At 45.8% G+C, this 14,628-nt stretch carries 2 protein-coding genes; both read right to left on the bottom strand.

Translation table 11 applies throughout. From position 1 onward, the window contains the following. Positions 1-44: 44 nt before the first annotated feature. Complete coding sequence (locus MHI23_RS02010) at positions 45-3,878, bottom strand: amino acid adenylation domain-containing protein (protein ID WP_342492232.1); 3,834 nt, start codon at positions 3,876-3,878, stop codon at positions 45-47. A 43-nt stretch (positions 3,879-3,921) separates the two neighbouring features. Further along, on the bottom strand, positions 3,922-14,616 hold the full coding sequence (locus tag MHI23_RS02005; RefSeq protein WP_342492231.1) for an amino acid adenylation domain-containing protein: 10,695 nt from the start codon (positions 14,614-14,616) through the stop codon (positions 3,922-3,924). Between the last annotated feature and the right edge of the window lie 12 nt (positions 14,617-14,628).

Below are 14,628 nucleotides of genomic sequence, written 5' to 3'. Positions count from 1 at the left end.
TATCAGGCAGAGCTGCCAATGTGCACCCCTGCCTGATCTAAAGTTTACAAAACGGCTTCTCTATTTTTTTGATTGACGATCTTTTGGATCAGCTGGGCATTTTGGGCTGCACATTCTTTGTTTTTGAACATGTCAGCATGCTGACCATAGCCTTGATAATAGCGATAAGCACCGGTCGTCGCATCTTCCCAATGATCCATCCAGTCTGGAATATCAATTTGCTCTTCTGATTGGATGAAATCAATATCTGCTTGTATCTTTCCTCGATTCACCCCCTTAACAAATGTTTCATAATAGGCCCGCGTTTTTTGAGCAAGCGCTTCTTGAACGAGCTCTTCTTGGGCAAGTTCACTTTGCTTTGATTGATGGACAATCGCTGCGATATCGTCATCAATGGATCGTCCTTCTAAATCACTTTCACCAATTTTCTTATAGGAATCGATCATGATGACCTTTTCCACCGTCCGTCCTGCTTGTTCAAGCGATTGAACGAGCTCAAAGGCCAGATAGCACCCGCCAGAGTAGCCCATCAAAGTCAGCGGTCCTTCAGGCTGAAGGTGCTGAATATGCTGAACGTATTGCGTCATGCGTTGATCAGCTTCAATAAAGTCAAAGGCGATCAAACGAACGCTATCAAGCGTTTTGGCAGCTTCCTGATAGATAAAGCCGTAGCCCGGTAATGGCGGAAGAGCAAAGACTGTTGGCGTTTGAGATTCATTGAATACAAGATAGCCGGCAGCTTCGTGATCCTGCTGTTGAATATAACGGCTGATGGCTTCAATTGTCGGCGTCTCAAACAGCAAGTGAATAGGCACCTGAACATCGAATTCCTTCGACACCTTTGATAAAAGCGACATCGCTTTTAAAGAATGTCCGCCAAGCTCAAAGAAATGGTCATCTGTACTGATATCATTTCGTTCAAGTACTTCACGCCACATGACAAGCAGCTTTTGTTCTACCTCATTGGCCGGAAGCTTCACATGGCGGTTTCCTTGAGGCGTCTCCGGCTTTGGCAGCTGACGTTTATCAATCTTTCCGTTTGGTGTCAGCGGCATTTTCTCAAGTCTGATCAGCTCATGAGGCTGCATGTAAGCCGGAAGTTTCTCCTTCAGCCCTGACTTGATCACATCAACTTTGTCCTTCCACTCCTCCTCACACGTCATATAGGCGAGCAGTCTTGTATGCTGCGAGCCATGCTGATCCGTCATAAGGGCAGCTTGCTTTACGCCTGGATGCATGAGAAGGTGGGCTTCAATTTCTGTCAGTTCAATTCGGTGGCCGCGAATTTTCACCTGATCGTCCACTCTGCCTGCATACTCAATCAGACCATCTGCTCGAAAATAAGCCAAATCTCCCGTACGATACAGCCTTTCTCCCGTAGCAAATGGATGTGTGATAAAGGCTTCTTTTGTCAGATCAGGACGATTCAAATACCCCTTCGCAAGCCCTTTGCCGCTGAGACAAAGTTCTCCAACCATTCCAATCGGCTGAAGCTGTCCTTGCTGGCTCAATATATAAGCACCCGTTTGGTTAATCGGCTTTCCGATTGGAATAGAATACGCTTCAATCGGCGGAGCTTCATCTACAGGATAATAGGTGGCGAAAACCGTTGATTCAGTTGGGCCGTAGACATTGATTAGTCTGCCTTTCCCCATGACACCAAAGGCTTTTCTCACATGCTGTACAGATGCACGCTCACCTCCGAACAGCACCTTGCGCACACTGCGCATCCAATCGGTTTCTTCATCAATAAGAAGATTAAATAAAGCAGTTGGAACAAACATGACAGAAATGCTTTCTCTTTTAATCAGCTCCGTCAGCTCATGCATATCTAAAATGGTGTCTTTTTTCGGCAGGACAAGCTTTGCTCCGTTTAAAAGTGCACCGTATACATCAAAGGTAAAGCCATCAAATACGCTGTTGGATAGCGACAGTAGTGTATCTGTTTCTGAAATGGTTAAGTAGTTCGTATTTTTGACCACCCGGGCAATATTGGAATGGGTTGTCATGATGCCTTTTGGCTGACCCGTTGTGCCTGATGTATACATGATATATGCCGTATCGTGTAAACCTGCTTCCAGCGGCAGATTCTCTGAGCTCATTAGTGAAATCTCCTGATCATCTGCAAACAGATACGTGCCAGCAAACCCAAGTCCCTTCGCCTGACCAATAAAGGATGAGTGAGTCAGAAGATGCGTCGCTCCGCTGTCTTTAAGCATGTATTGAATGCGGCTTTCTGGATAGTCGGGATCAATTGGCACATAGGCTGCGCCTGCTTTTAAGACAGCAAGCAGACTGACAATGAGTTCAGGCGTTCGATCGGCTAAAATGGCGATGACCGTTTGATGTTCGGCCCCATTTTTTTGCAAATGTCGTGCCAATCGATTGGCTTGTTCATTCAGTTCAGCATATGTCATCGTTTGCTCTTCTGCTGATAGCGCCACTGCATTTGGCTGTTTGCGGACATTATGCTCAAACCATTTCGATAAATACAGCTGGTCATGCTCAAGCTCAGGTGCATTCCATTCCTCAAGAATCAGCTGTTTTTCCTGTTTTGTGACGAATGGGAGTGTATGAACCGATTGATCAGGATGCTTGACCGCCTCATGTATCAATAGGCTGAGCTGTTCCTTTAACTTATGAACAAATTGAGGATCAAACGCTCTTTGGTTAAAGGCCAGCTTCAATAGTAATTCTTCTCCAGGCGATGCGAGCAGATTGAGATCATAGTTTGATTTTTCATAGACATTCATGTCCTCCACCGTGAACCCTAATCGTGCTTCTTGCTCGTCCTTCTTTGCGGCTGGAACATTTTCAAACACAACAATATGATCAATGAGCTGCTGCTGACCTGTCTTTGCCTGAATATCATAAATCGGAATATATTGGTGCGGCTCGGCTGCAAGAGACTGCTGCTGTGTTTCTGAAAGGAGTGTACGAAATGTCATGTGATCTGTCAGCTGAATTCTTCTTGGGATGACATTAATGAACAATCCAACCATCCTGTCAACGCCAGCCAAGTCTGCCGGACGTCCTGACACAACTGTTCCAAACAGCACATCATTTGACCGCTGATACCTGCTCAGCAGAATCGACCAAACGGATTGAAGCGCACTGCTTAACGTTGCATTTTGCTGCAGCGCTAACTCTGATAAAGCGGCCGTTTCTTCTTTGCTCATGGACCACTCAATTTCGCCTAATTCATGTTCATTCGTTTGTTTCCGCTGCTCTTTAAAGGTCGATTGTCCATCAAACCCTGCTAATGATTGCTGCCAATATTGAAGTGATGCTTGCTTATCTTGTTTTTCCAGCCACTTTATATATTCTTTATATGGTTTGACCGGCTCTAACTTGTAAGGGACGTCATGTAAAAGTGCATGATAAATCGCAAATAACTCCTGCACCACAAGTCCAAAGCACCAGCCATCCAGAAGGATATGATGATAGCTCCATATCCAGCGATAGCTGGCAGGGCCCGTTTGGAAAACAGACGCCCGCATGAGAGAATCCTTCGAGAGGTCAAATCCTCTCAGCTGATCCTGTTGTTTGAATTTCTCTATACGTTCAAGCTGTTCGTCTTCAGAAAGATCTTGCAAGTCCACAACATCAAGTGTAAAAGGACGTTCTTTTAGTACAACTTGGACAGGGCGCTTTACTTTTTCGTGGAGAAACACGGTACGAAAAATATCGTACCGCTCCACGATGATATTCATGCTTTTCTCAAGTAAGTCATAACGTAGTGTGCCCTTAACGTTCATATCCATTTGCTCTACATAAAAGCCCTTTTCCTGATGATGGAGGGTATGAAACAGCATTCCTTCTTGCATCGGTGACAGATAATACATGTCTTGAACTTGATCCCTTTTAAATTGACTCATCTATTTCATCCTCCCTTCCTTTTTTATGATTCATCTCGTGTTGTTAAGTCAATTTCTCCTCAAGCATGTCAAAAATGTCGTCCATTTCATCCATTTCAAGGTCAGCCGCAGAGAAGTCACTTGGCGTAAATTCCCGTTCTTGCTGCGCTAAGCAATGGGTGATGATGGATTGAATTTTTCCCTTCAACAATGCCATGAACTGCTGTATCGTCTGTTCTTCATATTCACTTGCACAATAGGAACAAGACAAAATGAATCGATTTTGTTGAACAAGACCACTAAGGTTCAGCTTATAAACAGCTTCCGAATCAGGGCTTGCTTGTCGTCCCATATCATAAGTCGACGGCCCAAAGAGTTCTGTCGTCACTTCCTGATCAATCTGTCCAAGATAGTTCAAACTGATTTCAGGCTGTACGTGCTGTCCTGACGGTTCAGCGGCTGTCATGTATTTTAAGATTCCGTATCCAATTCCTTTATTTGGCACACGCCGCAGCATTTCTTTCGTTCCTTTAATAGCATCAGCTATGGTCTGATCTGGCTTCGCTTCAAGTACAACTGGATACATACTCGTAAACCAGCCAATCGTGCGAGAGACATCCAGCCCTGATAAAATATCCTCTCTACCATGACCTTCAAGCTGCACATGTACATGGGACTCACCTGTCCACTCTTGAACAGCAAGACCGAGAGCACATAAAAGAATATCGTTCATTTCCGTAGTGTACGGCAGATGAATATCGGTCAAAAGATGTTCAGTTTCTGTTTCTGTCAGCTGCATTTGAACTGATTTGGTTTCGGCAACTTTTCTTTTTGTCACTTCATGATCAACAGGTAATGTGGTTAATGGTTTGCTTTCAATCTCTACCCAATACTCCTGCTGACTTTTTAAAGGCTGTGACTGTGCATAACGTTCAATGGCCTCTGCCCATTCTTTAAAGGAATGAGTTTTCAGCGGCAGGACAAGCGTTTGCCCCTGAGCTGCCTGCTGATATAGAGACATAAAGTCCTCTAGTAAAATTCGGCATGAGACACCATCAATGACTAAATGGTGTGTCTCGATGAGTAAGTGATCGCCATCTTTTGCATGGAAACAAATCACTTTCATTAACGGACCTGTTTCGAGATTCAGCTGACGCTGATACTCATTGGCATATGTGGAAATAGCCTTTTTCACGTCGTGCTCTTTTGAGACATCATGAGAAATAATCTCCAGCGGTTCCGTGAGCTCCCGCTGGTTGTATTGCAGGATACCGCCATGTTCCTGCCTGTATACCATACGCAGTGCATCATGATGTGAAAGCAGTTTTTGCATGACTTGTTCTGTAATGGAAAGGTCAAATCCATTTGGTGCATGAAGCATCATCGAGAGATTCCAATGGTGCTGATCGCTGAATGCTCGTTCAAAGAACCAGCGTTGAATTGGTGTTAAGATGACTTCTCCTTCGACAGGTGATTGGTCAGCTGTCATTTGATCGGCTTCTTCGATATATGGGCGCAGCTCTGCAATCGTTGGGTACTGGAATAGAAGTTTCATATCGAGCTTCCAGCCTGCTTGCGTGAGTCGGCTTGCCATTTGGATACCTTTAATCGAATCTCCGCCAAGGAAGAAGAAGTGATCATGAATGCCGACTTGGCTAACGCCAAGGACATCTTCCCAAATGCCGCAAAGCAGTGTTTCCACTTCGTCTCTTGGTGCTTCGTATACCGTTTGGTTCGCTTCGATATCAGGAGCTGGCAATGCTTTCAGATCGACCTTTCCATTGGCCGTCATTGGAAATTGGTCTAGTTTTATGATCCATGATGGCACCATGTATTCAGGCAACGTTCGTTTTAGGCTTTCTTTCAGGGTTGTTGTTTCTTCAGCCGCGATGACATAAGCGATAAGTGCATCTTGATCACTCGCATCTTTGACCGTTGTCACGACGGCTTCTTTGACCGAATCCAGCGTCAGGAGCTGGGCTTCAATTTCTGACAGCTCAATACGGAAGCCGCGGATGTTGACCTGATGGTCTATTCTGCCGAGATAAATCAGCTCTCCATCCTCTGTCCATTTCACTAGATCGCCTGTGCGGTACATGCGCTCGCCTGGATAAAATGGATCTGGGACAAATCGTTTGTCGGTTTCATCTGGAAGATTCCAGTAGCCTCTTGCCAGTCCTTTTCCTGCGATCACGAGCTCACCTGGTACGCCTGGCGGCGACAGGTCGTATAAAGAACCCATGATGTAAAAACGTGTATTGGCAATGGCTGTTCCTATCGGAATCGTGCCTTGTTCTGGATCGATCATTCCGCTTGTCGCTACGACTGTATTTTCTGTTGGACCGTAGTTATTGACGAGTTTGTATGGAACAGGCTTCACTTGTTTCAGCTTGTCTCCGCCTGTTAGTAAATAACGCAGAGAATGATTGTCCATTGACATAAACTGCTCGCATAACTGCGTTGGCAGGAAGGCAATAGTGATCCCTTCTTCATTGAAATACGCATTGAGTTTGATCATATCGAGACGAATCGCTTCATCGATAATGTGCAGCTCTGCGCCGGCGATCCACGTTGGGAACATCTCCCAAATGGAGGCGTCAAAGCCAAAGCCGGCATATTTCGCGGTTCGATCGTCTTTCGTCACTTGGAACGCATCATTGTGCCAGAATGCAAGATTCACAAGGGACTGATGCTCGACCATGACACCCTTCGGCTGTCCTGTCGTCCCGGACGTGTAAATCATATAAGCGAGATCCGTTGGTTTGATATGAACCTGAATCTCGTGAGCTTCTCCTTCTACGGCATCTTCTATGAACAGCACTTGACCTGTAAAGGAAGGTGGTGCAGTAAGCCCTTTTTGCATTAGAAGTACCTCTGCCCCGCAGTCTTCTAGCATGCATGCAATACGCTGCGCTGGATAGTCTGCATCAATTGGAACGAATGCCGCACCTGACTTGAGAACGCCAAGAACAGCTGCCGTCATGTCAAGAGATGGGCGAGTGAGAATACCGACGCGGTCGCCTGGTTTTGTGCCGTTTGAGATGAGTCTTGAAGCGACTACATTCGCCCGGCTGTTCAGCTCTTTATACGTCCAGCTCGTTCCGCAGAAGGTCGCTGCTTTTTGGTGCGGTGCTTCTTGTGCCTTAGCCTCAATCAAGGCATGAACGGTTTGATCTAACGGGACGTCTAGGGCAGGTCCTGACCATTCGTTGATCAGCTCTCGTTTTTCCTCTTCAGTTATGAGAGATAGCGCTGAAATTGGCTGATTCAGCTTAGCCAGCATATCATCTATGATTTTTTCAATATACATGCTCCAGCGCTGAATGGTGCTCTTTTTAAACAGGGCCGCTGCATACTCAAAGCGCAAGCCCACTTGGTCATTTTCTTCAAATACACCGAGCGTTATATCAAATTTTGCATGAACGGTATCTTGCTGCTTTTGCGACAGCTTGAGTCCATGCAAATCCGGTAACGTCAGGTCACGGTCATCTGTTGTCAGCATGACACTAAACAATGGATTGCGGCTTGTGTCTTTCGGAAGATCTAGCTGAGCCACCAATTCCTCAAACGGGTATTCTTGATGTTCATAGGCTGATAGGCTGCGATCTTTCATTTTTTCAAGCAGCTGCGCTGTCGTTTCTTCTGGCTGCACTTCGTTTCGAAGAGCCAGTGTATTGACAAACATGCCTGGAACCCGTTCGATCGAAGCATGCGTACGTCCTGCGGTCACAGCGCCTATGACGATATCTGTCTGCCCCGTTAACTTGGAAAGGAAAATGGCAAATGCCGTTTGCATCACCATGTTCAAGCTCACACCTTTTTCCGCCATGAGCGTTTTGATGGACTGCACCTTTTCAGCAGACAACCATCTATCGACTCGGCCCCCTTCAAATGACTGAACTTGAGGGCGCGGAAAATCAAGGGGCAGTGCTAAGTCTTCCGGCGGCTGTGCATATTGCTCCAGCCAATACTGCCGCTGTTTCTCAAGCAGCGCCTGCTGCTTTTCTTCCTGCTGCCATACCGCAAAATCCTTGTAATGCAGCTGAACTGGCGGTAACGTCTTTTTCTCATACAGCTCTGCGAGTTCTTGAATGAGCAGGCCGCGTGTGACACCATCTGCAATGATATGGTGCATATCCATCATGAATACATATTTCTCATCAGAAAGCTTCGCCACTTTTGCCCTCATTAATGGTGCTTGATGTAATGAGAATGGTGTAATGAATGAATCGATGACAGACTGCTCCTGATCGCCCTCTATTTCAACCGATTCTAATGTAAACGGTACTTGGCGATAGACTTTTTGAACGGGTACGCCGTCAATTTCTACAAAGGCTGTCCGAAGTGATTCATGTCTGTCGATCAAGGCTTGAAGCGCTGCTTCCAGCTGCTTTACATCAAGGCGGCCTTCCATCATTAAAACGGCTGGCATATGATAAGTGACTGCTTCTGGATGCAGCTGCTGCAGTACATACATCCGCTTTTGAGCAGAAGAGACGGGATAGAAATCTTGCTTTTCCGCTGGCTGAATGGATGTCACCACCGAAGAATCTGTTTCTTCCAAGTAGGCTGCCATTGCCCGTATGGTTGGTTTTTCAAAAAGGACTTTGAGCGGCACATGCTTGTTCAGCTTTGCTTGCACCTTCGAAATGAGCACCATGCCCTTGAGGGAATGACCTCCCAATTCAAAGAAGTGGTCAAGAACACCTATTTGTTGAACCCCAAGAACTTCTGACCAAATGTCACACAGCGCCCGCTCAAGTTCCGTTTCTGGTGCCACATGCGCCGCATGGTTCATATGCACCTCATGCGGAAGCGGCAAAGACTTCGCATCCACCTTTCCGTTTTGGGTGAGTGGAATGTGATCGACTTTCACAAAGTACGTTGGAATCATATAATCCGGCAGTGTCTCCGCAAGATTTTCTCTAAACGTCAGTGTTCCAATGTGTTCAGGCGCTGTGTAATAGAGTGCAAGCTCCGGCAACCCAGACAGGTGCAGGACTTTTACATAGACTTCTTGAATAGATGCCAGAGCACGTGCGGCATGCTCAATTTCCTGTTTCTCAATGCGATAGCCGCGGATTTTCACTTGATCGTCTACTCGTCCAAGAAACTCAATATCTCCATTTGCATGCTGTCTGACCAAATCCCCTGTGCGATACATTCTCTCTTGAGGATCATATGGATTTTCAAGAAAACGTTCTGCTGTTAATTCAGGCTGATTCAAATATCCTCTCGACACGCCTTCTCCAGATATATAAAGCTCTCCCGGCGCGCCAAAAGGGACAAGCCGCTGCTGCTGATTGCATACGAGCGCTCTTGTGTGAGCAATTGGCTGTCCGATCAAAGATCGTTCCTTCAAAGCGTCCAGCTCTTGCGGTGTGATCAGCTTGGTCACTGTACCAATGGTTGTCTCAGTCGGACCATAATGGTTCATTACTGCCACGCATGGATACTGCATCATAAATGTTTCAACATCCTCAGGGATCACCGGTTCTCCTCCAAGTACCACCAGGCGTAAAGCATTAAATGAATGTTCCTTAGAATCTGCCATCATATGAAATAAGGATGGTGTCATTTTGATATAAGTCAGCTCTTGTTCATCAATCAACCGCATCAGACGTACAGGGTCTGTATACACGTCTTCACGAGGAACATAGAGTGTCCCCCCTGCTTTTAAAACAGGGAAAATGCTTGTGTAACCAAGATCATATGCATAAGAAGAAAGCAGTGCCGTCCGATCACATTCCTGCAATGTCACCTCATTTTTCAGCCAGCTGACATAGTGAGATAGATTACGATGCGTGAGCTGTACACCCTTCGGCTTCCCTGTTGTCCCAGATGTGTAAATGACATAAGCAAGCTGATCAACCGATACTTCCGGCAATTCTAGTGGATGACTTTGATGCACTGCTTGTTCAACCTGCACCACTTGAATCGACTTATGATTTTGATAGGAATCTGCTAGAGACTCATTTGTCACGATGACTTGTGCACCTGAATCCTCTAATGTGTAGCGGATTCGTTCAGCCGGAAAGGCCGGATCAATCGGGGCAAACGCTCCTCCTGCTTTCATCACACCAAGCATGGAGACGATGACATAGACAGAGCGGTCAAGGATCAGTGCCACAGTTTGTTCCGTCTCGACGCCTCGTTTTTTAAGCTCACAGCTAAGTGCATATGACATATCCTCAAGCTCGCGGTAGGTGAGTTTTCTTTGATCATCCATGACGGCGATAGCATCCGGTGTTTCCTTCGCCTGACGTGAAAATTGGACATGGAATGGCTCATGACGATTCGTCTGTCCTTCGGTTTTTTTCTCCAGACGCTCTATTTGTTCATGCTGATCCAGTATATGGAGCAAGCCGATCTGTTCCTCTGGATGACGAACCGCCTCCCGAATAATCGCCAGAAGATGAGTTCCGAACCGGCGGACGGTCTCTTCTTTAAATAATGCCGCTGCATAGTCAAAGCTCAGCTTTAATGCTCCCTCGCGTTCAAATGCTTCTAAAGATAGATCAAATTTGACCGAGTGATGCTGAATGGCATAAGGCGAAATGTGCAGATCGCCGAGATTTAGCGCCGGTACCTCCATGTTCTGCATGTTAAATGACACACTAAAAAGCGGGCTCCGAGTTGTATCACGGTCTAATGGAAGATGTGCAATTAACTCTTCGAGCGGATAGCTTTGATGTGCAAAAGCATCAACACTTGTTTCTTTTATTTCTTCAAGCAGCTGTAAAAATGTTTTGGTTTGTTCTGGTTTTCCGCGCATCGCAATGGTGTTGATAAACATCCCCGGCATGTCCTGAATATCAGGGTGTGTCCGTCCAGCAACAGGCGAACCCACAATGATATCTTCCTGCCCGCTATAGGAGGCAAGCAGCACCTGAAAGGCGGATAACAAGAACATATACATGGTCGTATCAGTTTTCTGAAGCAGTTCATGAATGCGCTGAGTCGTTGCTTGATCACAGCCAAACATGAATCGTTCTCCAGTAAAATCACGTTCTGCTGGACGAGGATAATCAGTTGGCAGCTCTAAAACCGGTAAATCTCCTTCAAATTGCTTCAGCCAATACGCTTCATGCTCCTTCTGTTTCTCCTTTTCTTCTTCACTTAGCTGCCAGACAGCGTAATCTTTATAATGAAGGGCTCGTTCAGCAAGAGCTTCTCCATCGTAGGCCTTCGCCAAATCTTGAATGAATGTCTTCATGGAGCTGCCATCTGTAATGAGATGATGTGCTTCTAAGACGAGAAGATGACGATTCTCACTGACTTTCAGCAGCTGAGCTCGCAAAAGGGGTGTTGCTGTTAAATCAAATGGCGATTGACGTTCTGTAAGAAATGCCTCCGCCTCTTCTTCCTTGATGTCATGAACAGGAAGGTCAAATTCAGTCCATTCATGCACCCTTTGGACAATGTCTTCTCCGTTCATATGAAAGCTCGTTCTTAAGATTTCATGTGTTTGGATTAACTGATTAAATGCTGATTTGAGCCGCTGATATTCGAGTGTTCCTTCAAGCGTTAAGACGATCGGAATATGATAATTCGTGCTGTCAGGTTCAAGTGTCTGCAAAATGTATAAACGGCGCTGAGCTGGTGATACCGGATATTCGTCCGCCTGCTCTGCTGGCAAAATAGGATGTCCGGTTTCTTCTTGACCATCCTGATCGATGTAAGCCGCTAATGAGCGAATCGTCGGCTTCTCGAAAATCACTTGAATCGGCACTTCCTTTTGAAGCACTTCTTGAACCTTCGCAGACATCATCATCGCCTTGAGTGAGTGCCCGCCAGCCATAAAGAAATGCTCGTCTATCCCAATCGTTTTCCCAAGAAGCTCCTCCCAAATGTCAGCGAGTGCCTTTTCTGTCTCAGTCTCAGGCAGAATGATTTTGATTTCCTCGCGATGCACTTCGTCAGGCTTTGGTAAAGCTTTTCGATCTACCTTCCCGTTCGATGTCAGTGCAAAGGTATCCAGCTTCATCACATGGTGCGGCACCATATAAGCTGGCAGTTTTTGATTGAATACATCTCTTACCTCTTCTTCTGTCAGTGTCCCTGTGAAGTAAGCGATGATTTCCTTTTCATCTGAGGAGAGCTGCTGAACAAGTACAACTGCTTCATCTATGCCCGCTTCTTGGTGAAGCACTGATTCAATTTCACCAAGCTCAATACGGAAACCACGAATTTTCACCTGATCATCGGCACGGCCGAGGAATTCAATCTGACCATCTGCACCATATCTAGCCAAGTCTCCCGTTCGATACATCCGTCCTGACGGCTTAAAAGGATCTGCCATGAATACTTGATCAGTCAAATCTGGACGTTTGATGTACCCTCTTGAAACACCATCTCCGCCCACATACAGCTCTCCTGGGGCTCCAATTGGCTGAAGTCTTTGATAGTCATCTAAAATATAAGCTGACGTATGATTGATCGGCTGACCAATTGGGATCGGGCCCATTTCATCTCCTCTTACTTCGTAAATGGTCGAAATGGTTGTATTTTCAGTTGGGCCATAGACATTCAGCAAGGTAATTGATGGATGATGCTTTTTCACAAGCTCCGCACTTTTCACATTGATCACATCACCGCCGGTGAATAATGTTTTTAACCCTTTGAACATTTGCGGCCGCTGCTGAGCGAGCTGATTAAATAAACCAGTCGTTAAAAAGAGCGCTGTGATCTGATGTGTTTGGATAAATTGTTCAAATCGGTGAATATCCAATAAAGTATCACGGTCAACAGGATAAAGCGTCGCCCCATTCAGAAGCGTAGTGAAGATTTCAAGGGTAATCGCATCAAAGCTGACAGCTCCTGTATGCGCCATACGATCCGACGTGTTCAAGCCTATTTTTTCCTGAGAGCATGCTAATCTCACAATATGCTGATGCTCAATTTGAACTCCTTTTGGCCGTCCAGTTGATCCCGAAGTGAACATGATATATGCCAATTGAGATGGGGACGTCTCGACTGATAACTCCGCTTGTGAGTGATGAGACATGCCGGTCACATGAACAGCTTTGATGCTTTCATCAACTGGCGGCTGGCTGTCAGCATAGAGCAAAACGGATACGCCGCTGTCTTCAAGCATCCAACGGATTCTCTCCTCAGGCTGAGCTGGATCAATCGGTACATAAGCAGCCCCTGCATGTAAAATGGCTAAAATAGAGATCACTGCATCTGCTGATCGGTTCATATATACCGCGACAGCATCCCCCCGCCGAACGCCGTTTTCTACAAGGCTGCTCGCTAAACGACGGATTTCCTGTCCAAGCTCTTCGTATGTGAATGTTCGCTCGCCTTCGACTAATGCCGGATGGTCAGGCTGCGCCTTGATACGTTCATCGAGCAGCTCAGGAATGGACAGATGCTTCGGATAATCTCGCTCCGTCTGGTTCCATGCTTCAATCTGCTGCTTTTCTTCTTCTGTAATACATGTCACTTCATGAAGACGTATGTCAGGATTGTGAATGATTTGCTTCATGAGGTTGGTCAGATGTTTGGATATGTTTTCAATGACCTTTTCTTCAAAAGCCATCGCATTGTATTTGAATTTCAATGTCCACGTTTCACCAGGATAGACAAGGACATTGAGATCGAAATTCGTTTGTTCAAATCCGTCCTTTACATCAATGGCAAAACCGAGACGTGCAGACATGGTGTCACCAGACAGCTCCTGATCTAAAGGATAGTTTTCAAACCCAACCAAATGATCAAAGAGTTTTCCTCCAGCAGCTGTTTTCTGCTGAATGTCATAAAGCGGCATAAAATCATAGTTTTCCGCTTCCAGAGCATGCTGCTGAACCGTTTGAAACAGCTGTTTAAAGGTCTGCTCCTGATCTAATGTCACTCGAACAGGTATCGTATTGATAAACAGCCCTGCCATCCGCTCAATCCCAGACACACTTGGAGGTCTGCCTGATACGACTGTTCCGAATGTGACATCATCTGCTGCATGATAGGTGCCTAAAAGAACGGACCAGACAGCCTGAAAAAGGTTCGGTGCTGTCACTTGGCATTGTCTTGCCGCTTCTTGAATGGCTTGTACGGTTTGAGCGTCCCATGTAAACGTCCATTCCTGATGGTCATATTGTCCGTTCGCTTCTTTTTGCTGCAGCAGCCCTTGGTGCTGAACAGCACCATCCAGCCGCTCCGTCCAATAGTCTTCCGCTTCTTGTTTGTTTTGCTTTCCAAGCCACTGGATATAGTCCGCATAAGGCTTACCTTGTGAGCGATCCGGCGTTCTACCGTTCCGATAAGATTCATAGTAATGAAACAGTTTTTTCATTAAAACACCCATGGACCAACCATCCATAATAATGTGATGGTTGCTCCAAATCAGGTGCCAGTTTGTTTCATTTAATTGAAAAACAGCGACTTTCAACAACAGATCATTCGTTAAGTGAAATCCTTGCTTTCTCACTTGCTTTTTATATTGATCCAATACCTTTTTCTGCTCTTGATGATTCAGATGAGATAGATCTTCTCTATACACATCTATATGACGTTCAGCCAGTACAACCTGACGAGGCTTTTGTAATTGCTGATAGACAAAGGCTGTACGCAGAATGTCATATGTCCGTACGAGTTCATTGAGACTCTTTTCAAAAAGATCGAGATCAAAATCTCCGCTTATTCCAAGCTCAAGCTGTGTGAAATAAGAGGAGGAATTAGGGTCTAGCATGGCATGATACAGCATGCCCTCTTGCATTGGTGTTAAAGGATATACCTTTTGAATTTTCTGCTTGCTCATAAGTCCACCTCT

This window comes from Bacillus sp. FSL M7-0003, assembly GCF_038628485.1.
In the GTDB taxonomy this organism is placed as follows: Bacteria; Bacillota; Bacilli; order Bacillales; family Bacillaceae; genus Bacillus; species Bacillus safensis.
Note: the sequence above shows the minus strand (reverse complement) of the source record. Positions and strands in the feature narration are given on the sequence as shown.